The sequence below is a fragment of the Halomonas sp. A29 genome (assembly GCF_046723295.1).
Taxonomy (GTDB): domain Bacteria; phylum Pseudomonadota; class Gammaproteobacteria; order Pseudomonadales; family Halomonadaceae; genus Halomonas.
The window spans coordinates 19,122-40,888 of record NZ_JAXQPR010000018.1 but is presented as its reverse complement, the minus strand read 5'-3'; the positions used below and the strand labels follow the sequence as shown (position 1 = coordinate 40,888).

The following is a 21,767-nucleotide window of genomic DNA, read 5'->3' as shown; positions in this document are numbered from 1 at the left end:
GGCGCCGCCGAAGCGATCGAGGCGATCGCCCACGGCGACATGCAGTCGTCCAAGGTGGTGGGCCGGGCCATCGGCGAGATCGACCTGCCCCGGGGCACTACCATCGGCGCCATCGTGCGCGGCAAGGAGGTGCTGATCGCCCATGACGACGTGGTGGTGGCATCGGGCGACCACCTGATCCTGTTCGTGATCGACAAGCGCCGCATCCGCGACGTCGAGCGGCTGTTCCAGGTCGGGCTGACGTTCTTCTGATGACGGGCTCGATGACAATCCGCGACGCAGGGAACGCCGCCCGATGAGCCTGCGAGTGATCCTTCGCATCCTCGGCCTGCTACTGATGATGTTCAGCCTGACCATGATGCCGCCGATCCTGGTTTCGCTGCTGTTCGGCGACGGCCAGTGGGATGCCTTCACCATCGCCATCCTGATCACCGTGATGACCGGGCTGGTGATGTACCTGCCCAATCGACGCGCACGCAAGGAGCTGCGCATCCGCGACGGATTCCTGATCGCCGCACTGTTCTGGAGCGTACTGGGGCTGTTCGGCTCGCTGCCGCTGATGCTCACCGGCGACGCTGCCCTCGCCCCCACCGACGCCGTGTTCGAATCCTTCTCGGGGCTGACCACCACCGGCGCCACGGTGATCACCGGCATCGAGTTCCTGCCCGAGTCGGTACTCTACTACCGCCAGCAGCTGCAATGGCTGGGCGGCATGGGGATCGTGGTTCTCGCGGTGGCGATCCTGCCCACGCTGGGGGTCGGCGGCATGGCGCTCTACCGCACCGAGATCCCGGGACCGCTGAAGGACTCCAAGCTGACCCCGCGCATCACCGAAACGGCCAAGGCGCTGTGGTACATCTACGCCGCGCTGACGCTGACCTGCTTCCTGGCCTACATGGCCGCCGGCATGAACTGGTTCGATGCCCTGGGCCACAGCTTCTCCACCGTGGCCATCGGCGGTTTCTCCACCTACGACGCCAGCATCGGATATTTCGACAGCGCCGTCATCGAGCTGATCTGCGTCTCTTTCCTGATCGTTTCGGCGATGAGCTTCAGCCTGCACTTCCTGGCCTGGCGCGGCAGGCAGCTCAGCCACTACCTGCACGACCCCGAGGCTCGCTTCCTGCTGATCTTCCTCGCCGGTCTCTCCGTCATCGCCGTGGTATCGCTGTGGCTGACCGGCACCTACGATACCGAGCGTGGCCTGCGTCACGGGGTGTTCCAGGTCGTCTCCATCGCTACTACCGCCGGCTTCGGCGTGGCCGACTTCTCGGGCTGGCCCGGGGCGCTACCCTTCCTGCTGTTCATGGCCGCCTTCGTCGGCGGCTGCTCCGGCTCTACCGGTGGCGGCATGAAGGTGATCCGTATCATCCTGATCCTGAAGCAGGGCATGCGCGAGGTGATGCGGCTGATCCATCCCAGCGCGGTGATCGCGGTGAAGGTAGGCAAGGTCAGCGTGCCCGACGGCATCGCCCAGGCGGTGTGGGGCTTCTTCTCGGCCTACCTGATGCTGTTCTTCCTGATGCTGGTGGGGGTGATGGCCACCGGCGTCGATCAGGTCACCGCCTGGTCGACGGTGGCCTCCTGCCTCAACAACCTGGGCCCCGCCCTGGGTGAGGCGGCCGCTCACTACGGCGATCTGCCCGCTGCGGCCAAATGGATCCTGGTGGTGGCGATGCTGCTCGGCCGCCTGGAAATCTTCACCGTGCTGGTACTGTTCACGCCCGCCTTCTGGCGCAAGTGAGCCGAGTCCTGGCCGGGTTTGGTCCCGCGCGCCGCTTCATGGATAATCGAACTCTTCACCCCTTGCGACCCGAGCGTACATGACCGACTCCCTGGAACCCGTGACCGACCCGCGCCAGGAAGGCGCCTTCAGCGGCCCCCATCGTGTCGTCGAGGTGGGCGGCACCCGCTATACCCTGCTGGGCACCGCGCATGTCTCCGCCGAAAGCGCCGAGGACGTGCGCCGGCTGATCCGCTCCGGTGAATTCGACGCCGTGGCCATCGAGCTGTGCGATGCGCGCCATCACAACCTCAGCAACCCGGACGCCTTGGCTCAGCAGGACCTGTTCGAGATCTTCCGCCAGGGCAAGGCCGGCATGGTTGCCGCCAACCTGGCACTGGGCGCCTTCCAACAGCGCGTCGCCGAGCAGTCCGGTATCGAACCGGGCGCCGAGATGCGTGCGGCCTTGGAAGAGGCGCGTAACCATGAGCTGCCGCTGCTGCTGATCGACCGCGACGTTGGCATCACGCTCAAGCGTATCTACCGCAACGTGCCATGGTGGCAGCGCATGTCGCTGTTCACTGGCCTGCTCGGCAGCGTGATGTCGCGTCAAGAGATCAAGCCCGAGGAGATCGAGCGACTGAAGGAGGGCGACGTGCTGGAGTCGACCTTCAGCGAATTCGCCGCCGAATCGGAAGCGCTCTACACGCCGCTGATCTCCGAGCGCGACCGCTACATGGTGCTTCGCCTGGCGGAGCAGGCGCCCCCCGGGCGCTACCGCAACGTACTGGTGGTGATCGGCGCCGGCCACATGAAGGGCATGGTGGAGCATTTCGGCGCCCCCCTGCCCGCCGAACCCGAAGTGGAACGTAAAGCCCTGGAAGCCACTCCGCCGCCTTCGAAACTTTGGCGCGCCCTGCCATGGCTGATCACGGCGCTGGTGTTGACCGGGTTTGCCATCGGCTTCTCGCGCAACACCGAACTTGGTTGGCAACTGGTCGTCGAGTGGTTCCTGATCAACGGCGTGCTCTCGGGAATCGCCACCCTGGCAGCCCTGGCGCACCCGGTCACCGTGGTGGCCACGATGTTTGCGGCGCCGCTGACCTCGCTCAACCCCACCATCGGCGCCGGCTTCGTTGCCGCCGGGGTCGAGCTATGGATGCGCAAGCCCAAGGTGCATGACTTCTCGATGTTGCGCCACGACGTTACCGAGCTCAAGGGCTGGTGGCGCAACCGGGTCTCGCGCACGCTGCTGGTGTTCCTGTTCGCCACCCTGGGCTCCGCCGCGGGCACCTGGATCGCCGGCTTCCGTATCGCCGGGGCGCTGCTGGGCACCGCCTAGCGAGGGACACTTCCATCGCCGGTCTGGCCTTCTCCCGAGTCGCTGCGTTCGGCCCGGGCAAAGGCCTCTATGACCTGGGCCACCACTTTGCGCTGTTCCACTGGCAGGGCCAGGTAGCGCTGCAGCACGCGGCGCTCCTCGATGCTGACCGACACGTCCCAGGAGCCGCGCGGCTCACTGATCCGATAACCGCCGGCCTCACCGAAGCGCAGCACTTGCGGCTCGAGCCCAAGCCACTCGGCCAACACTAGCAGCTTCTCTTGCTGAGGCAGGGTCTCCCCGCATAGCCAACGGCGCACGCCCTGCAGCGTGACGGGCTTACCCCAATAGCGCAGGTTGAATTCCCGCTCGAGTACGGCAGGGCGCGGTTCGTAGCCGGCAGCGCGCATGGCATCGGCCAACCGCTCGGCGAAGGCAGTTTTCTCATTCATCGAGGGAATGTGCCGTGCGCGCCGAACTCGCGGTTAAACCATGGTTGATATACGACAACAACAAGTGGTTTACTTTCATCATGTAGAAGACCCTTGCGCACCATGCCGGCCATCCTTAACGGCACGCATGCAGCAGGGAGGAAGGCAGCCACTCTCGCTGCCGGCTATACACAACAGGGAAGCACCATGCCGGACTCGCTTGATAGGGAACTCGATGCGAGCATCTGCCCGTCTGTACCGCCCATCTACGATGCGGTGCAGCCGCATGGCTGCCTCATTGCTTTTGACAGCGACTGGCAAGGCGTGAGCCTGGCCAGTGCCAATCTTTCTCGCTTCTTCGGTTTGTCGCCCAGCGACGCTCTCGGGCGGCCTCCCGAGGAGGTGCTGGGAGCCGATACCGTCATGGCCCTGGCGGGAGCCCTGGCAAAGGGGGCTCCCGGCCTGGCGATTCCCTCTGGTCAGGCGGATGCTTCCTCGCGGTATCTCTACGTCTCGGCGCATCTGGTAGAACGGCATGTGATTCTCGAAGTGGAGCCTCATGAGGAAAGAAGCCATGAGCTGCCGGGGCTCGGTTATGCTTGGAGCACGCGCCTATCCCAGGCCAGCAGCGTCAACGAGCTCTATGATCAACTGCTGCGGGCATTGCACGCACTGACCGGTTTCGAATCCTGCATCCTCCATAGCCATGAGTATGGCGGGCGCAGCATTCGGTTGGGTCAGGAAGGCTCTCGTCTCGAGCCTCTTCCCAGCGACGTGAGCCGTTGCGCCAACGCACCGCTGATGCTGATCGACAGCCAGGCGGAGCCGATCGAGCTGCTCGGGGCACCGGGCCCGCTCCCCGACCTGTCGCACTGCCCGCTGTGCCTGCCGCCGCCACTGCTGCACACCTGGCTGACCGCTCGGCAGGCACGCGCGGCCCTCATCCTCGATCTCNCTGCACACCTGGCTGACCGCTCGGCAGGCACGCGCGGCCCTCATCCTCGATCTCGGCGAGACGCCCCCTGGTCGAAACCTGGTGATATGCCGGGATCGACAGCCTCGCCACCTCGCCCCGCCCCTTCGATACCTGCTGCTGCAGCTCATCCAACTGGCCGCGCTGCGCAGCGCAATGCTGCACGAAAAACGCGAAACCCGGCACCGCTACCGCCTGCTTCACGAACGCAACACCAAGCTGCAGTGGTTGGCCTACACCGATCCGTTGACCCAGGTGGCGAACCGCCACCGCATTGAGCAGGTGCTCAAAGCCGAGCTGGCGATAGCCAGTCGGAACGACACTCCCTTGGCATTGCTGCTGTTCGACGTCGACCACTTCAAGTCGATCAACGATACCCATGGCCATGAAACGGGCGACCGAGTGCTGCACCGGGTCGCCCAGGAAGCCCTGTCACAGCTGCGCGACAGCGATCACCTGGGCCGCTGGGGCGGTGAGGAGTTCGTCGTCGTCGCCCCCGGCTGCGACCTGCCCCAGGCGCATGAGCTAGCCTGCCGACTGTGTCACGACCTCACTCAATGCCACATCGAACCCATAGGGCAAGTCACCGCCAGCTTCGGTGTCGCTGTCTATCAACCTGGCGATACCTCACGCAAGCTGGTGCAACGCGCCGACCGTGCCATGTACCGCGCCAAACGCGCGGGGCGTGCTTGCGTACGCACCCAGGAAGCCTACGAGTGAGGCCCTCTACTCGGCACGATATGCCAGTAGCCGGCGCATCGCCGGGGTCGGCTGTTCGATCTTCTCGTAGCGGCGGCTGGCGTCATAGCTGACATTGAAGGCGTCGAAGTAGTCGTCCAGCACCTGGGCCGCATCGACATCGCCACTCTGACGCAACAGTTCAGCCGCCACCTCGGCAGTACACAGGTGGGCCTGGGAAGCCGGCTTGCGCAACCGATAGCGGGTCAGCCGCGTGGTAGCCAGCGGCAGCACCGGCAGCCGGTCGAGATAGGGACTCTTGCGGAAGATACGCCGCGCCTGGCGCCAGGTGCCGTCGATAAGGATGAAGACCGGTATCCTGCCGTTCGTCTTGATCTCGCCCACCGCCTCGATACCCACCACCCGCTCGGCATAATCGGGCTGGTCGTCGGGAAAGATCACGAAGGGAGCGAAGCGCGGATCGTCGAGCAGTGCCAGCAGTCGCGCATCCGGCGCCGTGCGATACCAAGTGAAGACCTCGGTCGCCGGCAGAACGTCGTGGATCAGGCGACCGGTATTGGTTGGCTTGAAATGCTCGAGCGGATGGGTGATCAGCCATATTTGCGCCTCGCTCTCGGCGCTGGCCTGGTAGGGGCAGAGACAGTTCAACACCGGCAATTGGCAGCCGGCGCAGCGCTCGGTAAAGCTGCCCCGCGCCTTGAACTCGCGCCGCGGCGGACGTGGATGACCGGTTGCAGGGTCACAGGCAAGCCCCGTGGCGGGGTCATGCGAAAGCCTCGACACGGAGTCGCGGTCGGCAAGGTCGGCCCGGCAAGTCTCGTCCAGCATGATCGCATATCCAGGGTCAGCGGGGGCGGCATTCTAGCATGCTCTGGCCTTCAGCCAATCAGGGTTTGCGGCACCCACAGCCTCCCCTCGCGCTGCCAGTGACGCACCAGTGCCGGTACGCCCCTGCCGGCGGACTGGCTGATGCGCGTCACCCCCGGCGGAGCCAGCGCCTCGGCCTCTGGGTCCACCAGTACGCTGGGCGCATCCAGCGGCGTGTGGTCGAGCAGCGAGGCGGCCGGCATCACGGCAAGAGACGTTCCCACCACCAGCAGCAGGTCCGCCTCGGCGACGATCTCGCAGGCGTCGGCGAAGTGCGGCACGCTCTCGCCGAACCACACTACGTCGGGACGCAGCTGACTGCCCTTGTCGCAGATGTCGCCCAGTTCGATCCCGCCACGCGGCAGCGGATACTGCATGCGGGCATCCACAGTGGAGCGTGCCTTGAGGATCTCGCCATGCAGGTGCAGCACGTTGCGCGAGCCGGCGCGCTCGTGCAGGTCGTCGATGTTCTGAGTGATGATGCTGACACGAAAGCCCTGCTGCTCGAGCGCTGCCAGTGCCTTGTGGGCAGCGTTGGGACGCGCCCGGCGCACCTGCTCGCGGCGCCGGTTGTAGAACTGCAGCACCCGGGCCGGGTCACGCCGCCAGGCCTGCGGCGTGGCGACCTCCTCGATGGGATGCTCGGCCCACAGCCCGTCGCCGGCACGAAAGGTCTGGATACCGCTCTCGGCGCTGATGCCGGAGCCGGTGAAGACCACCAGGTGGGGGCGCTTACCATCTGCCATTACGGCCCTCGTTGCGTTACGTCAGTACACCAGGCCGTTCTCCTCGCTGGCACTGAAACGCTGCTTGTTGCGATAGGGGTAGACGTCGATCACACGCCCGTCGACGATCGCCTGCTGCAGCCCCTTCCAGTAGTCGGCGTCAAACAGTTCGGGGTGCAGCTGGTAGAACAGCTTGCGCAGCTTGATGTCGGCGAACAGGAACGGCCCGAACTCCTCGGGGAAAATATCATTAGGCCCCACCGAGTACCAAGGCTCGCTGGAAAGCTCCTGCTCCGGATACATCGGCTCGGGGATATGGCGAAAGTTGCACTCGGTGAGGTAGCACACCTCGTCGTAGTCGTAGAAGATCACTCGGCCGTGGCGGGTAACACCAAAGTTCTTCAACAGCATGTCGCCGGGGAAGATGTTGGCCGCCGCCATCTGCTTGATGGCGTTGCCGTATTCCTTGAGCACCGCCCGCGTCTCCTCCTCGCCGATCTGTTCCAGATAGAGGTTGAGCGGGGTCATCATGCGTTCGGTGTAGCAGTGCTTGATGATCACCTTGTCGCCCCTGAGGTACACGGTGGAAGGCGCGACCTCCAGCAGGTGCTCGAGGCACTCGGGCGAGAAGTGATCCTTGCGCGCAATGAAGTTGGAAAACTCCTGGGTATCGGCCATGCGTCCGACACGGTCGTGGCGCTTCACCAGCCGGTACTTCCCACGCACGGTGTCGTGGCTCATCTCCTTGGAGGGATCGAAACGGTCCTTGATGATCTTGAACACGGTGCGAAACGAGGGCAGCACGAACACTGCCATGACCATGCCGCGCACGCCGGGAGCGATGATGAACTTGTCCTCGCGCTTGGCCACCTGGCGGTTGAGTGCGCGGAAGAACTCGGTCTTGCCGTGCTTGAAGAAACCGATCGCCGAATAGAGCTCGCCCTCCGGCTTGTCGGGCATCAGTTGCTGCAGGTAGTCGACGAACTCGCCCGGCACCTGCACCTCGACCTGGAAGTAGGCCCGCGTGAAGGAGAAGATGATGGAGACCTCGTCGGACTCGATCAGCACCGTATCCAGGTGCAACCCTTCGCCCTGCTCGTGCAGGATCGGCAGCACCAGCGGCACCTGCTCGCCGGCGCCACGCACCCGCCCCACCAGGTAGGCGCCCTTGTTGCGGTAGAACACGCTCTTGAGCAGTTCGACCTCGGCATCCGGCGCGTCGAGGATCGCACGGGGCAGATGCCCGCTCAGGAACTCGGCGCCCAGCCGCACGTCACGCTCCAGATTCTCGTACGGCGTCTCGAAGGGGGCCACGGCCAGCGCCCAGCGGATCGCTGCTGCCCAATCGCCCTTGACGGTCATGCGACGGCAAGGCTCGAGCCCCGAGTGGTGGGCGGCGGCGTCCCGCGAGCTGTAGACGAACATCCAGTCGTTGCGAATGTGGCGATGGTGGAAGATCGAGCAGAACAACGAATTGAAGTAGGTCTCGGCCAGTTCGTAGTCGAGGCGTTCGCTGATCAGCTCGGCATAGTGGTTGCGCGCCTCGCGCCAGCATTCACAGTGGGTCAGGTCGTCCTCGTCCAAGGCGCGCTGCAGCCGTGCCAGGGTCTCGCCGACTTTCTCCTCGTAGAGGTTGATGCGCTCGGCCGAGGCCTGCTGAGCCTCGCGCCAGGCGGCATCGCGAAAACGCCGGCTGGCATCGGCAGTGATCTCCTTGAAGCGGTTACGGTACTCGTCGAAGCCGTGCAGGATGGTGGCGGCAAGGCGATAGGCGGGCGAGTGCTTCATGGCGGGCTCCGGGCAGCGTAGGCCACCAGCTTCGCCAATTCTGGCTCATTGTGCGAGCCGACCATGGTGGGGCGCACTGTAGTTCGACGACACGTCCACCGTCATCCATTCATCATCGCCCTGTCGCCGGGCCGTCATCCATGCCAGGCATTCTCGCTCCCAAGCACCTAGGCAGCGAGGATGCCATGCGAATCTGTCTTGTCAGCGAGACCTGGTCGCCCGAAATCAACGGTGTTGCCCATACCCTCACGCAGCTGAGCCAGGAACTGCTGGTACGGGGCATGTCGCTGCAACTCATCCGGCCACACCCTGCCGACTCCACCGCTCCGCGGCGCACACCGGGCATTCAGGCCGAACTGCGAGTGCCGGGTATGGCGATGCCCGGCTACCGCGCCGTGCGCATCGGCCTGCCCGCCGCGCGGCGGATCCAGCGACTGTGGCAGAAGCAGCGGCCCGACGTGGCCTACCTGGCCACCCAGGGGCCGCTGGGCTGGTCGGCGCGGCGCGTGGCCAGGCGCATGGGCATCCCGTTGGTGGCCGGCTGGCACACCAACTTCGACCACTACTGCGGCGACTACGGCGTGCCCTGGCTGGCCCCGACGCTGATGCGCGGGTTGCGCCACTTCCATAATGGCTGCCAGGCCACCCTGGTTCCCACCCGCCTGCAGGCGGATGACCTTTCACGCCAAGGCTTCCAGCGGCTCGAGGTTATGGGGCGCGGCATCGACCACCAGCGGCTCGACCCCGCGCTGCGCTGTGCCGAGCTGCGCCGCAGCTGGGGAGCCGACGAGCACCGCCCGGTGGCACTGCACGTCGGCCGCCTGGCGGCGGAGAAGAATCTCACCCTGCTGCGCGAGACCTTCCATGCCATGCGCAGCGCGCGCCCCGACATGGCCCAGGTCGTCGTTGGCGACGGGCCGGCACGCCGTTCGCTCGAGAAAGCGCTGCCGGAGGTGCACTTCACCGGCTTCATCTCACCGGAGGCCCTGGCCCGGCACTACGCCAGCGCCGACCTGTTCCTGTTCCCTTCACTCTCGGAGACCTGGGGCAACGTAGTGCCTGAGGCCATGGCCAGCGGCCTGGCCGTGGTGGCCTACCGCCACGCCGCCGCCGCCGAGCTGATCGACAGCGGCGTCAACGGCGTGACCGTGTCCGCCGGCGACGCCGAGGCATTCCGCGAGGCCGCCGTGGCGCTGTGCCAGCAGCCGGCGCGCTACGCCCAGATGGGCCGCGCGGCGCGCCTGCGCAGCCAGGCCTGCCGCTGGCCTGCCATTGCCGACACCTTTCTTTCCGTACTCGAGCAAGCCCGGGAGGTGAACCATGCGACCACGCGCCCTTGCGGTATTTGACCGACTCGACCTGCTGGAGTGGCGGCTGTGCCAGCGCTTCGCCAGCCTCAGCCTGTACGCCCCGTGGCTTGCCACCCTGCGCATGGCCAGCCGCGTAGGCGACTGGCCGGTGTGGGTGCTGCTGATCACCGCCCAGCCGCTGCTCCAGCCCGAAGCCGGCCTCGCCTACTTTCTGCAGTACGCCATCACGGGGCTTGTTGCCATTCTCGTCTATCGCGTCATCAAGACCCGCCTGTGTCGGGAACGTCCCTTCATCACCTTCGTCAACCTGATCCAGTGCGGCGAACCGGCTCGCGACCGCTACAGCTTTCCCAGCGGGCACACCATGCATGCGGTGATGTTCTGCGTGCTGACCGCGGCCCATGCGCCCTGGCTGCTGCCACTGCTGGTACCGCTGGCGCTGCTCATCGCGCTCTCGCGGGTCGGGCTCGGGCTGCACTACATCAGTGACGTCGTCGCCGGTGCCGCCATCGGTTACGCCTTCGGCCTGGCCAGCCTCTACCTGGCGGGCTGACACGCCTGCATAGCGCCGTCATGTAACGGTCACACGAACGACCGGAAGCCGTCATGCCCAGACAGCAGGATGGCACCGTAACCGTTCGCTACAGTCCGCAACACAGGTGACCGACATGCAACCCAAGTGTTTCTCTCCTCTTCTGCTTCGTACCGCGATCGCCACCATCCTGGCTGCCACCGCCCTTCAAGCCAGCGCCAACCTCGCCCCGCGCTTCACCGATGCCGACGGCGACCTGGTAGCCGACGCACCCACTAACGAAGCCCAGTGGGTCGACCCCGATACCCTGGTATTCGCCTATACCCCGGTGGAAGACCCGGCCGTCTATGCCGAGGTGTGGGCCGGGTTCCTCGAGCACATGGAGGAAATCACCGGCAAGCGCGTGCAGTTCTTCCCCGTACAATCCAACGCCGCCCAGCTCGAGGCGATGCGCGCCGGCCGCCTGCACGTGGCCGGCTTCAACACCGGCTCCAACCCCATGGCGGTGAACTGCTCCGGCTTCGTGCCCTTCGCCATGATGGCTTCCGAGGATGGCAGCTTCGGCTACGAGATGGAGATCATCACTTACCCGGGTAGCGGCATCGCGTCCATGGAGGACCTGGCCGGGCGCAGCATGGCGTTCACCTCGCCTACCTCCAACTCGGGTTTCAAGGCGCCCTCTGCACTGCTGACCAGCGAGTTCGGCCTGGTGCCGGATGAGGACTTCACCACCGACTTCTCGGGCTCACACGACAACTCTGTGCTTGGCGTGGTCAACCGCGACTACGATTCGGCGGCCATCGCCAATTCGGTGGCTCACCGCATGATCTCGCGCGGCGTGGTCAACGAGGGCGACTACGAAGTGCTCTATACCTCGCAGACCTTTCCCACCACCGGCTACGGCCACGTCTACAACCTGCGCCCGGAGCTGGCCGAGAGGATCAAGGAAGCCTTCTTCAGCTTCGACTGGGAAGGCAGCGCGCTCGAGACCGAGTTTGCCAACTCCGGCGAAGCACAGTTCGTTCCCATCACCTATCAGGAGCACTGGGAGGTGATTCGCACCATCGATGAGGCCAACGGCGTCACCTACGACTGCGATTGATGCCGGACAAGAACGGCTGTGCAGACATGGCCACAAAGCGCGAGCAGCCGGGGATCGCCCCGGCTGACGTCATGAATGAACGAAGGGAGCCGCCCATGCTGACCCTTTCCAGCGTCTACAAGCGCTACCCCACCGGGGACCATGCGCTGACCGATATCGACCTGGCCCTGCCACGTGGCCAGGTACTTGCCCTGATCGGTCCTTCAGGGGCCGGCAAGAGCACGCTGATCCGCTGCGTCAACCGCCTGGTGGAGCCCACCTCGGGCAGCATCACGCTCGACGGCGTCGAGCTGACCCGGCTCTCCGGTAGACGCCTGCGTGAAGCAAGGCGGTCCATGGCGATGATCTTCCAGGAGTACGCCCTGGTGGACCGCCTCACGGTGATGGAGAACGTGCTCTCCGGGCGCCTGGGCTACGTCGGCTTCTGGCGCAGTTTCCTGCGCCGTTACCCGCAGGAGGTCGTCGCCGAGGCGTTCCACCTGCTCGAACGTGTGGGCCTGCCACATGCCATCGACAAGCGCGCCGATGCTCTCTCCGGCGGCCAGCGGCAGCGGGTGGGCATTGCCCGTGCCCTGCTGCAGCGTCCCGAGCTGCTGCTGGTGGACGAGCCCACGGCGAGCCTCGACCCGAAGACTTCCCGTCAGATCATGCGTCTGATCCGTGAGCTGTGCGCCGAACACGAGCTGGCCGCCATCATCAACATCCACGATGTGGCGCTCGCCCGGCAGTTCGCCGACCGCATCGTCGGCCTGCGCGCCGGCCGTATCGTCTTCGACGGCCGCCCGGAAGAGCTCGATGCCGAGACCCTCACCACCATCTACGGTGAGGAAGAATGGGACACCCAGGGCGAGTCCGCCCCGAGCCAGGAGTCGGTGGCGCCCGCACTCTCCGTCCCTCGGCCGCTGGTCGCCGTTACTGCTGGGGGCGTGCAATGAACCGAGAGCAACTGGCCCGGGTGGGCCATTGGCGCCGACAGCCGTTCATCGCCGACGCCCGGCTGCGCTGGCTGCTGGTGGGTGGTGCCGTGCTCTACCTGGTGCTGGCGCTGGCCAGCATCCAGGTCAACTGGGCACGTGTCGCCGACGGTCTGAGCCGCGGGCTCAATTTCTTGGCGGCCTTCGCCCAGCCCGACTTTGTCAGCCGCCGCGGCGACATCGTCAACGGCCTGCTCGAAAGCCTGACCATGACGCTGACCTCCACCGTCATCGGCGTGGCGCTGGCCATACCGGTGGGGCTGGGGGCGTCACGCAACATCGCGCCGCTACCCGTCTACCTGGTCTGCCGCGGCATCATCACCGTCTCGCGTACCTTTCAGGAGGTGATCATCGCCATCCTGTTCGTGGTGATGTTCGGCTTCGGCCCGCTGGCCGGCATGATCACTCTGGCCTTCGCCACCATCGGCTTCATGGCCAAGCTGCTGGCGGAGGACATCGAAGACCTGGACTGGCGCCAGGTCGAGGCGGTTCGCGCGACCGGGGCCAGCTGGTGGCAGGTCATGAACCACGCCGTGCAGCCCCAGGTGATGCCGCGCCTGATCGGGCTCTCCATGTACCGCCTGGACATCAATTTCCGCGAGTCGGCGGTGATTGGCATCGTCGGTGCCGGCGGCATCGGCGCCACCCTGAACACCTCGATCGGCCGCTACGAGTACGACACCTCGGCCGCGATCCTGCTGATCATCATCGCCATCGTGTTGCTGTGTGAGTACAGCTCGAGTCATGTCCGCCGCTGGACCCAGTAATGCAATGGCTGTGCTCGCTCATTGCCTTTGCCTGATAAGGAATGATCCATGCCCGTCTCGACCACTCCGCAGGGCACGCCCATCTGGCGCCTGCGCACTACCCGCGCCCAGTGGCTCGGCTATCTCGCCTGGCTGGCCGGCATCTCGCTGTTCCTGCTGTGCTGGAAGGTGATCTCGGACAACACCATGTGGGTGTTCGTCGAGGACGCCGGCCGCCAGGGCAGCGACCTGATCAGCCGCATGCTGCCGCCGCAGTGGGGCTACGCTCATCGACTGTGGAAGCCGATGTGGGACACTCTCAATATCGCCACCCTGGGCACGCTGCTGGGCATCGTCATGGCCTTTCCAGTGGCCTTTCTCGCCGCGCGCAATACCTCGCCGCACCCGCTGATTCGTAGCGCCGCGCTGTTGGTCATTGTCTCCTCTCGCTCCATCAACTCGCTGATTTGGGCCATGCTGCTGGTCACGATCCTCGGCCCCGGCGTGCTGGCCGGCATCATCGCCATCGCCCTGCGCTCCATAGGCTTCGTCGGCAAGCTGCTCTATGAGGCGATCGAGGAGATCCACCCGACCCCGGTGGAAGCGATCAGCGCTACCGGCGCAAGCCGCATGCAGGTGCTGAACTACGGCGTACTCCCCCAGGTGCTGCCTGCCTTTGCCGGGATCAGCGTCTACCGCTGGGACATCAACATTCGCGAATCCACGGTACTGGGGTTGGTGGGCGCCGGCGGCATCGGCCTGCAGCTCAACGCAGCGATCAACAGCCTGGCCTGGAGCCAGGTCAGCGTGATCTTCCTGATGATCTTCGCCACGGTGCTGGTCTCGGAGTGGATCTCGGCACAGGTGCGCCATGCCATCATCTGATGAAAGATCCGCCGCGCCTCCGTCACGCAGGCGTCATCCTGCTGACATCTTTCGCGATTACGTTGGCCGCTTGTCGTTGACGAGGTGGATGAAGTGACCGTCGAGGCACTGAAGATCGAAGGGCTGCGCAAGCACTTCGGCAATAATGTGGCACTGGATGGTATCGACCTGGCCCTGCCCCGGGGTCAGGTCCTGGCGCTGCTGGGCTCCTCCGGCTGTGGCAAGACGACACTGCTGCGCGCCATCGCCGGGCTCCATGACATCGACGCAGGCCGGATCCTGCTGGAAGGAGAGTGCGTGGCCGCGCCAGGTCGACATCTCAGCCCCGAGGCCCGGCGCCTGGGCATGGTGTTCCAGGATTATGCCCTGTGGCCACACATGAGCGTGGCCGACAACGTCGCCTTCCCGCTGGAGATGCAGGGCGTACGGGCCAGCGCCCGTCGCTCCCAGGTGGAATGGGCACTCTCCCTGGTAGGCCTTGGCGAATACGCCAGCCGCGCCCCCGGCACGCTCTCCGGCGGCCAGCAGCAGCGCGTGGCCCTGGCCCGTGCCATCGTCGGCAAACCCCGCCTGTTGCTGATGGACGAGCCGCTTTCCAACCTCGACAAGGGGCTCCGCGAGAGCCTGGCGCTGGAGATTCGCGCGCTGATCGAGGAACTCAACCTGACGGCAGTGTTCGTCACCCATGACCAGCACGAGGCCTTTGCCCTGGCCGACCGTGTCGCGGTGTTGCAGCAGGGCCGGCTGAGCCAGGTCGACACGCCCGAAGCGCTGTTCCGAGCGCCGGCGACTCCCGCCATCGCCGAATTCATCGATGCAGGGACACTGCTTGCCGTGCGCTGCGATGAGGAAGGACTTCATATCGGCAGCCAGCAGCTCCCGCTTGTCGCAGGGAAACACCGAGGCGAGGCAACCCTGCTGGTGCCGCGCCGTGCGCTGCGCTTGCGATCCGCGGGAGGGGAAGAGCTGCAAGCCCGTGTCGAAGGACGGCTGTTCCAGGGCGACCACTTCAACCTGCGCCTGGCGCTGGAGAACGGGCAATTCCTCAAGCTGCACAGCAGCGAAGCGCCCGCGCGGCACGAGCAGGTCGGCATCGAACTCGACCTCACCGCCCTGCGTGCCTGGGACGGCCAGCAGCGCCTCCTCGCGCTGCAACCGCTGGGGGCGCGAGCGACCCGTACTGCGGAAGCCTAGCGACTCGACAACGCCCCCATATGCCACTTAGGAGCCATCATGATCGCCTCTCCTCTAAAGCCGCTTGCCCTTACCGCCGCCCTACTGACCCTGCCAGGCGTTGCGTTCGCCGAGTCGCTCACCGTCTACTCCGCCGGTCCCGATGCACTGATCCAGGGCCTTGCCGCAGATTTCACTGCCGAGAGCGGTATCCGCGTCGATGTTTTCCAGGGCACTACCGGACAGGTGATGGCCCGGTTGGAGTCCGAGCAGGCCAACCCATTGGCAGACGTCGTGATCTCCGCTTCCTGGGAGAGTGCCGAGGCGCTGCATGAACAGGGGCTCCTGCATGAGTACCGCTCACCCAACGCCGAGACGGTACCGGACTTCCTCACGAGTGATCACTACGTGGCACAGGGCATCTCTGCCCTCGCCCTGGTCTGGAACCGTAACAGCGAGGTTCCTCAACCCGCCGACTGGAGCGACCTGACCGACGAGGTATATCGCGACCAGGTGACAATGCCCGATCCGTCCCAGTCCGGTGCCGCCTTCGAGCTGGTTACCGGCCTGCTCACCGCCATGGGAGAAGAGGAGACGTGGAGGCTGATCGAAGCCTTGCGCGATAACGGCATGATCGTGCCCGGCCCCAATGCCCGGGCCCTCAACCCGGTGCTGCAGGGCGCCAAGTCGGTGGTGTTCGGCGCGGTGGACTATATCTCCCTGGGTCAGCAGGCCGATGGTGAGGCCATCGAGGTGATCTTCCCGGCGAGCGGCACCGTCATCGCCCCACGTCCGATGATGATCCTCGCCTCCACCCAGCAGCCCGAGGCCGCCGAGCGTTTCATCGACTTCGTGCTTTCCGAGCAGGGCCAAGCCCGAGTGGCCGCCAGCTACTTGATGCCGGCGCGTAGCGATATCGACGCGAACCGTCCCCTGCTCGACGAACTGTCCTTGATCGAGGTCGATGCGCAAGAGATGGGGGCACGGCGCGAGACGATCCTGGCACGCTTCCGCGAGGTGGTCGGCGACTGATGGCGAAACCCGCTCCGCACTTGCTCCGAGGCCGGTGGCCCCTGCTCAACGGGGCGGGCATCATTTTGCTGCTCACCGCGGCGGCCCTGCTGTTGCTGGTGGGCTTGCCACTGCTCTATGTGATCCTCCAGGCGATCTTCCCGGGCTGGAGCCGGGGCCAACTCGGCGGTGCTTTCACCCTGTTCGCGCCGACGCTCTCCGACCCGGCGCTGCTGCGCCTGCTCGGCAACACTCTGCGCCTTGGCGTGGCTGTGGTAGCGGCCTGCGCACTGCTGGCGATCCCGCTGGGCGCGCTGCGCGCCCTGACCCGCGTGCCCGGCGGCGCGGCCTGGGATCTGATCTTTCTGGTCCCCTTCATGATCCCGCCCTACATCGCCGCGCTCTGCTGGATGCTGACGTTGCAGCCACGCGGTTATGCGGAGCAGCTCCTCGGGTTCAACGCCAGCGGCTTCCTGTTCTCCTTCTCGGGTATCGTCTTCGTGATGACACTCAATGTCTTTCCGGTCGTCTACTTCGCCGTCTCGCGCACCATGTCGAGCGTCGGCGGGCGCTACGCCGCCGCCGCGCGGATCAATGGTGCCGGGCCCTGGCGTACCCTGTGGCGCATCACCCTGCCGCTCTCTACGCCGGGCATCGCCGCCAGCCTGTTGCTGGTCTTCGCGCTGACCATCGAGGAGTTCGGCACCCCCGCAACCCTCGGCGCCCAGGCCGGCTTCCCGGTACTGGTCACCGGCATCCACCAGCGCTTTTCGGACTGGCCCATCGACATTCCCGGCGCGGCGGTGCTCTCACTGCTGCTGGTGCTGCTGGCCATGGCCGCCTTCTACCTTCAGCATTGGCTGGTCACCCGCCGCTCCTACGTCAGCCAGACCGGCAAACCCGCCCAGCTCGAGCGCACCGAGCTGGGGCCCTGGAAATGGCCAGTGCTCGGCTTCTTCACCTTGGTGGCGCTGACCGCCGTGGCGGTGCCGATTCTCGCCGTGCTAGCCACCGCCTTCACCACTACGCTCTCCGGCGGGCTGAGCTGGGAGAATCTCTCGCTGCGTCACTTCGAGGCGCTGCTGGCCAACCGCGGCGGCGCCATGCAGGCGCTCTCTACCAGCCTCGGGCTCGCCATCGGCACGGCGCTCCTGACCGGAGCACTTGGAGCACTGATCGGCTACCTGGTAGTACGTGCGCGCATGCGCGGCAAGGGCCTGCTCGACCTGCTCTCTCTACTGCCCAACACCATGCCCGGTATCGTGGTTGCGGTGGGGCTGATTCTGGCCTGGAACCAGACCTGGTGGCCAATCCAGATCTACAATACTGGCGCCATGCTGCTGCTCGCCTACGCCTGTTTGCTGCTTCCCTATCCGGTACGCTACGCCTCGGCAGCCTTCCGCCAGATGAGCGAAAGCCTGGAAGCCGCCGCCCGGGTAAGCGGTGCCGGCTTCTTCACCACTTTCCACCGCATATTGCTGCCGGCCCTGGCACCGAGTCTGATCGTCGCCATGCTGCTGGTGTTCGCCATTGCCTCCCGCGAGCTGGTCGCTTCACTCATGGTCGCTCCGGCAGGGATGCGCACCGTTTCGACCTTCGTGTTCGGCCAGTTCGAGCAGGGCTCCCCCGGCGTCGGCATGGCAATGAGCGCAGTAGCGGTCTTCACCACCACTGCTCTGTTAGTGGCACTGACCGTCTTCAGCCGCAAACGTCTGCCCATTGCCGATTGAACACCATTCTCATCGACTGACAGGTGCAGCTACTGCCTCAGCCTCGGAGCGGAACTCGGCCCAGGTGCGCCATGCCATTATCTGAGAATCGCGGTGGCTTCGGCGACATGACCGGCACGGCGGTACTGCTGCAGGCAGAGGATCGCCAGCCCGCCGGTGGCGGCGGGCAGCAGGAATCCGATGGCATAGCTTCCGGTAACCCAGACGATCAGACTGAACAGCGCAGGCCCCACCAGCACGCCCATGTAGGTGAGCACCAGCACGGCGGCGGTGGCTTCGCCCACTTCTCCGGGCTGGCAACGCCTGGCCACCTCCGCCAGATAGACCCCGTTCCAGCCAACCGCGGTGGCGCCCGCCAGTACCAGCAGCACCACGACCACCCAGGTGGGCAGGAACACACCGAGCAAGGCCAGCACCAGGAATACGACCATGATGATAAAGGCCAGACCGAGCAGCACCGGCAGGCTGCGACCCAGGCGGTCGGCCACTACGCCCCAGCCGATGCGCCCCGTCACGCCAGCCACGTGCACCACCGAGACAATGACCCCGGCGGTAACCAGGGTGAGAAGGCGCTCTTCGACCATGAAGGCCACCGCAAAGCTGAGCAGCGAAAGCTGGGCCGCCGACAGGCAGAAGCCGGCAGCCCCCAGCCAGCGCATCGGCAGCTGATTCCGCAGCACGGCCAGGCTGCCGCTGCCGCGCATGCGTGCGGTGGGTTGGCGCGCCTCGTCCCACAGGGCACGGCGGCATTGCAACAGCAACAGCATGCCCAGACAGGTCACACCGATCGCCAGGAAGGCCGCGTGCCAGCTCCAGTACGCCGCCAGCGGCGGGGCCAGCAGGCCGGCCAGGACCCCACCCAGGGGAACTCCGGTCTGCTTGATGGAAAAGACCAGGTTGCGCCGTTCGGCGGGCGTAAAGCGGGTCAGCAACTCCGCCGCCGCCGGGCTAGTCAAGCCATAAGCAAGGCCCAGCATCAGGGTGGTGGCGAGCAGCGCCACGGGCGTGCCGAACAGCGCCAGTGCACAGCCGGCCAGCACCAGAGCCATGGCCCATTGACTGGCCCGGCAACCGCCCAGACGACGCGCCACCACCGCCGACTGCAGCGAAGCGAGCATCGCCACGCCATACAACAGGCTGACCTGCAGACCGACCAGTTTCGTCGCGACGCCGAAGGCCGCCGCTATCTGAGGGGCAAGGGTCGGCACCAGCAGCATGGCACCGCTGCACAGCACCTGTACCCAGGTGGTCGCTGCCAGGACCCACCAGCCTTCCGCACGGGACGGGGACGGTGAAGACGCGAAAGGCGTGGAGGGCATGGCAGGCTCCGGTCATGCGGCGAAACCGTTAGCCTACACACAAAATTTCCAGAATCACCACCGCCTTTGACGAAGGCAGCCTTCGTCAAGCCCGACGACAGTGAGCATGGCCTACCAAGGTAGCGGTTCGCCGCTGCTGTGCCAGAAGCCGCCGCTGGTTTCCAACGTCAGTGCCTCGATACGCTCGGCGATGCCGCTGGCAGCCTCTTCAGGAGGGATCAGCCCACCGAAGTTGACCATACGGGTCTGGACGTAGCCAGGGTGCAGTTGGGCAACGGCGATGCCTCTCGGTTTGAGGTCAATGGCCAGCGACTTGCCGAAGGCGTTCAGCGCTGCCTTCGAGGCTCGGTAGCCATAGCGCCCACCGGAGTCGTTGTCGGCAATCGAGCCCATGCGGCTGGTGACGTTGGCAACCTTGCTGCCGGCGCCCAGGTTGTCCAGCAGGGCCTCGGTCACCCGTAGCGGGCCGTATGCGTTGACCTCCATCTGCTCGCGAATGGTGTCGAAGTCGAGCGAGCCAAGCGACTCATCGTGCAGCAGACCGGCATTATTGATAAGCAAGTCCAGGCGTTGCCCACGCATGGCCTCGGCAAGGCGCGCAACGTCCTCCGGACGGGCCACGTCGATACCCTCGATCATCTGCGTTGCGACTTCGTTGAGTTCCGCGGAGGCCGCGCGACACACGCCGATCACCTGCCAACCTTCGCCGTGATAATGCCGGGCCAGTGCCAGGCCGATGCCGCGGTTGGCCCCGGTAATCAATACCCTGGAAGACATGACGACTCCTCTCTCGAATGTTGGCTATCTCAAATGTCGGACGCTTTCCAGTGTGATGGTCGACTCGGCAAGTTCAAGTACTGATTCGGCACATATCCCTCAACGCCAGGCCGGCATATAATGGTTACGCAATGTAATCCCCGTCTCTGGGGTCCGTTCACCGATGCCTGCCATCGAACAAGGACGCTTTCATGGCCAATCGCGCCTCTACTGTTACACTCGCTGCCCTGGGCGGTGCCGCTCTCGGCTTGATCATCGGCTGGCAGTTGCCTGGCTCCTCGGTGACCGCCCCGGTCATCGAAGCAGCCGTCGCCGACCCTGCCTCCCCACCCACTCTATCGCTTGGCGAGCGCTTGCGCGGCGAGATCACCTCAACCAGCGAGCTCAACGGCAAGGATGGTAGCCGCTTCGAGCGCTTCACCCTGACCCTCGAGGAGGGGGCTCTGATCGAGATCGAGCTCAGCGGTCCCTTGCAGGGCAGCCTGGCACTCTACGATGCCGAACAGCAGATACTCGCTACCAGCGCAAACCCTGCCTATTACGACGCCCCCGCGGCCGCTTCGCTGCGTCGTCGTATCGACGAGGACGGCGACTACATGCTGGTGGTCAGCGGCCACGACCTGCACAGCTATGGCCCCTTCACGTTGAACAGCCGTCACATTGAGCTCACCACCAGCGATACGCTGGAGATGCCTTCACGGGCCGATGGCTGGCTGCAAGGAAGCGGTGACACCTACACGCTCACCATCGAGGAGAGCGGCCTGTTCCAGTTCGAGATGCGCTCAAGCGACCTGGATGCCTATCTGGTGCTCGAAGGCCCCAACGGTTACCGCCGCGAAGACGACGACAGCGCCGGCAACCTCGATGCACGGATCGCTGATTTCCTCGAGCCGGGTGAGTATCGCCTCACCGCCCGCAGCTCCTACGGCCAGGACAGCGGTCTCTACACGCTGGAGCTTGCCCCCCACGAGCTGGCCAGTGGCGAAACGCTGCGCAACAGCGGTGAACTGACCTTCGACGAGCCGCTGCATGGCTGGTTCAGCGGCGAAACGCTGAGCTACGAGTTCACCCTCGATTCACCTGCAGCCGTCACTATCGACATGCTTTCGTCCGACTTCGATTCTTTCCTCGAGCTGAGCGGCAATAATGTCTCCTACAGCGACGATGACGGTGGCGAAGGGCTCAATGCCCGTCTCTACGCCTCTCTGGATGCCGGCAGCTATCGCGTGACCGCGCGCAGCCATGGCGGTCACGGCAGCGGCTTGTTCGAACTGCGTGCCAGCGCGGTCGACCTCGACGATCTGCCCAGCAACGGCCAACTGGAGGTCGACAGTCCGATTCAAGCCCGGCTGGAGCCAGGTGCCCGTGACTACTATGAGCTGGTCGTGGAGAGCGCCGGAGACTATCGCCTGGACCTCCTTTCGGACGACTTCGATGCCTATCTCGAGCTGGAGGGCCAGGGCCTGTCGCTGCGTGACGACGACGGAGCCGGTGGGCTGAACGCGCGCATCAGTACCCATCTGGAAGAGGGCACCTACCGCGCCGTCGCCCGGGCCTATGGCAACAGCGAAAGCGGGAGCTACACGCTGCACCTGCATCGCGAATGATCTCGTGACCGGCAGTGGCCCCTGCAGATGGGGCCACTTCCAGGCGTCGCTACCTTCCACCGCCTGCTATGCTT

20 protein-coding genes and 1 pseudogene are annotated in these 21,767 nt (G+C 65.4%); 15 read left to right on the top strand and 6 right to left on the bottom strand.

From position 1 onward, the window contains the following. From SPH52_RS22000 to SPH52_RS21990, 3 genes are all read left to right on the top strand, one after another. A partial coding sequence (locus tag SPH52_RS22000; RefSeq protein ID WP_411797192.1) for a TrkA C-terminal domain-containing protein occupies positions 1-252 on the top strand: 252 nt, incomplete at its 5' end. Positions 253-295: 43 nt separating this feature from the next. Continuing rightward, a complete protein-coding gene (locus SPH52_RS21995) occupies positions 296-1,744 on the top strand; it encodes a TrkH family potassium uptake protein (RefSeq protein WP_411797191.1) in 1,449 nt (482 codons plus the stop codon). A gap of 79 nt (positions 1,745-1,823) precedes the next feature. Beyond that, positions 1,824-3,065: a TraB/GumN family protein gene (locus SPH52_RS21990; RefSeq protein ID WP_411797190.1), complete on the top strand. Its 1,242-nt coding sequence runs from the start codon at positions 1,824-1,826 to the stop codon at positions 3,063-3,065. Here the strand turns inward: SPH52_RS21990 and SPH52_RS21985 are convergent. Then, entirely contained in the window at positions 3,062-3,496 is a 435-nt protein-coding gene (locus SPH52_RS21985) for a transcriptional regulator (RefSeq protein ID WP_411797189.1), read from the bottom strand. The genes SPH52_RS21990 and SPH52_RS21985 overlap by 4 nt on opposite strands. Before the next feature lie 102 nt (positions 3,497-3,598). Between SPH52_RS21985 and SPH52_RS21980 the strand changes: the two are divergent. Then, a pseudogene (locus SPH52_RS21980) lies at positions 3,599-4,021 on the top strand (hypothetical protein); the annotation flags it as partial. 490 nt (positions 4,022-4,511) lie between these two features. Continuing rightward, positions 4,512-5,168, top strand: a complete 657-nt coding sequence (locus SPH52_RS21975) for a GGDEF domain-containing protein (RefSeq protein WP_411797187.1) — start codon at positions 4,512-4,514, stop codon at positions 5,166-5,168. A 6-nt stretch (positions 5,169-5,174) separates the two neighbouring features. Here SPH52_RS21975 and SPH52_RS21970 read toward each other — a convergent pair whose 3' ends face one another. The 3 genes from SPH52_RS21970 to aceK are packed head-to-tail and all read right to left on the bottom strand — an operon-like array spanning position 5,175 to position 8,527. Continuing rightward, positions 5,175-5,975, bottom strand: a complete 801-nt coding sequence (locus SPH52_RS21970; protein ID WP_411797186.1) for a tRNA-uridine aminocarboxypropyltransferase — start codon at positions 5,973-5,975, stop codon at positions 5,175-5,177. A gap of 50 nt (positions 5,976-6,025) precedes the next feature. Further along, entirely contained in the window at positions 6,026-6,760 is a 735-nt protein-coding gene (locus tag SPH52_RS21965; RefSeq protein WP_411797185.1) for an SIR2 family NAD-dependent protein deacylase, read from the bottom strand. A 21-nt stretch (positions 6,761-6,781) separates the two neighbouring features. Continuing rightward, positions 6,782-8,527 carry a bifunctional isocitrate dehydrogenase kinase/phosphatase gene (gene aceK / locus SPH52_RS21960; protein ID WP_411797184.1) on the bottom strand — a complete coding sequence of 582 codons (1,746 nt, stop codon included), beginning with the start codon at positions 8,525-8,527 and terminating at the stop codon, positions 6,782-6,784. A 185-nt stretch (positions 8,528-8,712) separates the two neighbouring features. Between aceK and SPH52_RS21955 the strand changes: the two genes are divergently transcribed. The 9 genes from SPH52_RS21955 to SPH52_RS21915 all read left to right on the top strand — a co-directional run bounded on the left by SPH52_RS21955 (position 8,713) and on the right by SPH52_RS21915 (position 17,990). Next, entirely contained in the window at positions 8,713-9,876 is a 1,164-nt protein-coding gene (locus tag SPH52_RS21955; protein WP_411797183.1) for a glycosyltransferase family 4 protein, read from the top strand. Continuing rightward, positions 9,848-10,390: a phosphatase PAP2 family protein gene (locus SPH52_RS21950; protein ID WP_411797182.1), complete on the top strand. Its 543-nt coding sequence runs from the start codon at positions 9,848-9,850 to the stop codon at positions 10,388-10,390. The genes SPH52_RS21955 and SPH52_RS21950 overlap by 29 nt, the downstream gene beginning before the upstream one ends. Positions 10,391-10,505: 115 nt before the next feature. Beyond that, positions 10,506-11,471, top strand: a complete 966-nt coding sequence (gene phnD, locus SPH52_RS21945; RefSeq protein ID WP_411797181.1) for a phosphate/phosphite/phosphonate ABC transporter substrate-binding protein — start codon at positions 10,506-10,508, stop codon at positions 11,469-11,471. 95 nt (positions 11,472-11,566) lie between these two features. After that, the gene (gene phnC, locus SPH52_RS21940) at positions 11,567-12,406 is read left to right on the top strand and encodes a phosphonate ABC transporter ATP-binding protein (protein WP_411797180.1); all 840 of its coding nucleotides are present in this window, start codon (positions 11,567-11,569) and stop codon (positions 12,404-12,406) included. Then, the gene (phnE, locus tag SPH52_RS21935) at positions 12,403-13,212 is read left to right on the top strand and encodes a phosphonate ABC transporter, permease protein PhnE (protein ID WP_411797179.1); all 810 of its coding nucleotides are present in this window, start codon (positions 12,403-12,405) and stop codon (positions 13,210-13,212) included. The genes phnC and phnE (SPH52_RS21935) overlap by 4 nt, the downstream gene beginning before the upstream one ends. Before the next feature lie 48 nt (positions 13,213-13,260). Further along, positions 13,261-14,076, top strand: coding sequence for a phosphonate ABC transporter, permease protein PhnE (gene phnE, locus SPH52_RS21930; protein WP_411797178.1), 816 nt, complete (start codon positions 13,261-13,263; stop codon positions 14,074-14,076). A gap of 93 nt (positions 14,077-14,169) precedes the next feature. Beyond that, the gene (locus tag SPH52_RS21925; protein WP_411797177.1) at positions 14,170-15,270 is read left to right on the top strand and encodes an ABC transporter ATP-binding protein; all 1,101 of its coding nucleotides are present in this window, start codon (positions 14,170-14,172) and stop codon (positions 15,268-15,270) included. A gap of 39 nt (positions 15,271-15,309) precedes the next feature. After that, the gene (locus SPH52_RS21920) at positions 15,310-16,281 is read left to right on the top strand and encodes an ABC transporter substrate-binding protein (protein WP_411797176.1); all 972 of its coding nucleotides are present in this window, start codon (positions 15,310-15,312) and stop codon (positions 16,279-16,281) included. Continuing rightward, on the top strand, positions 16,281-17,990 hold the full coding sequence (locus SPH52_RS21915) for an ABC transporter permease (protein ID WP_411797175.1): 1,710 nt from the start codon (positions 16,281-16,283) through the stop codon (positions 17,988-17,990). Before SPH52_RS21920 ends, SPH52_RS21915 begins: the two co-directional genes overlap by 1 nt. Before the next feature lie 77 nt (positions 17,991-18,067). Here SPH52_RS21915 and SPH52_RS21910 read toward each other — a convergent pair whose 3' ends face one another. Together SPH52_RS21910 and SPH52_RS21905 are read right to left on the bottom strand one after the other, a co-directional pair. Continuing rightward, on the bottom strand, positions 18,068-19,309 hold the full coding sequence (locus tag SPH52_RS21910) for an MFS transporter (protein ID WP_411797174.1): 1,242 nt from the start codon (positions 19,307-19,309) through the stop codon (positions 18,068-18,070). Positions 19,310-19,420: 111 nt separating this feature from the next. After that, positions 19,421-20,086, bottom strand: coding sequence for an SDR family oxidoreductase (locus tag SPH52_RS21905; protein WP_411797173.1), 666 nt, complete (start codon positions 20,084-20,086; stop codon positions 19,421-19,423). 191 nt (positions 20,087-20,277) lie between these two features. Between SPH52_RS21905 and SPH52_RS21900 the strand changes: the two genes are divergently transcribed. Further along, the gene (locus SPH52_RS21900) at positions 20,278-21,693 is read left to right on the top strand and encodes a hypothetical protein (RefSeq protein ID WP_411797172.1); all 1,416 of its coding nucleotides are present in this window, start codon (positions 20,278-20,280) and stop codon (positions 21,691-21,693) included. Positions 21,694-21,767 lie beyond the last annotated feature (74 nt).

Excerpts from the sequence above, each read along its gene's own strand:
- phnE (WP_411797179.1), top strand. The coding sequence starts at position 12,403 with ATGAACCGAGAGCAACTGGCCCGGGTGGGCCATTGGCGCCGACAGCCG.
- SPH52_RS21995 (WP_411797191.1), top strand. The coding sequence starts at position 296 with ATGAGCCTGCGAGTGATCCTTCGCATCCTCGGCCTGCTACTGATGATG.
- phnD (WP_411797181.1), top strand. The coding sequence starts at position 10,506 with ATGCAACCCAAGTGTTTCTCTCCTCTTCTGCTTCGTACCGCGATCGCC.
- SPH52_RS21915 (WP_411797175.1), top strand. The coding sequence starts at position 16,281 with ATGGCGAAACCCGCTCCGCACTTGCTCCGAGGCCGGTGGCCCCTGCTC.
- phnC (WP_411797180.1), top strand. The coding sequence starts at position 11,567 with ATGCTGACCCTTTCCAGCGTCTACAAGCGCTACCCCACCGGGGACCAT.
- SPH52_RS21910 (WP_411797174.1), bottom strand. The coding sequence starts at position 19,309 with ATGCCCTCCACGCCTTTCGCGTCTTCACCGTCCCCGTCCCGTGCGGAA.
- SPH52_RS21970 (WP_411797186.1), bottom strand. The coding sequence starts at position 5,975 with ATGCTGGACGAGACTTGCCGGGCCGACCTTGCCGACCGCGACTCCGTG.
- SPH52_RS21985 (WP_411797189.1), bottom strand. The coding sequence starts at position 3,496 with ATGAATGAGAAAACTGCCTTCGCCGAGCGGTTGGCCGATGCCATGCGC.
- SPH52_RS21955 (WP_411797183.1), top strand. The coding sequence starts at position 8,713 with ATGCGAATCTGTCTTGTCAGCGAGACCTGGTCGCCCGAAATCAACGGT.
- SPH52_RS21900 (WP_411797172.1), top strand. The coding sequence starts at position 20,278 with ATGGCCAATCGCGCCTCTACTGTTACACTCGCTGCCCTGGGCGGTGCC.
- SPH52_RS21950 (WP_411797182.1), top strand. The coding sequence starts at position 9,848 with ATGCGACCACGCGCCCTTGCGGTATTTGACCGACTCGACCTGCTGGAG.
- SPH52_RS21990 (WP_411797190.1), top strand. The coding sequence starts at position 1,824 with ATGACCGACTCCCTGGAACCCGTGACCGACCCGCGCCAGGAAGGCGCC.
- aceK (WP_411797184.1), bottom strand. The coding sequence starts at position 8,527 with ATGAAGCACTCGCCCGCCTATCGCCTTGCCGCCACCATCCTGCACGGC.
- phnE (WP_411797178.1), top strand. The coding sequence starts at position 13,261 with ATGCCCGTCTCGACCACTCCGCAGGGCACGCCCATCTGGCGCCTGCGC.
- SPH52_RS21920 (WP_411797176.1), top strand. The coding sequence starts at position 15,310 with ATGATCGCCTCTCCTCTAAAGCCGCTTGCCCTTACCGCCGCCCTACTG.
- SPH52_RS21905 (WP_411797173.1), bottom strand. The coding sequence starts at position 20,086 with ATGTCTTCCAGGGTATTGATTACCGGGGCCAACCGCGGCATCGGCCTG.
- SPH52_RS21965 (WP_411797185.1), bottom strand. The coding sequence starts at position 6,760 with ATGGCAGATGGTAAGCGCCCCCACCTGGTGGTCTTCACCGGCTCCGGC.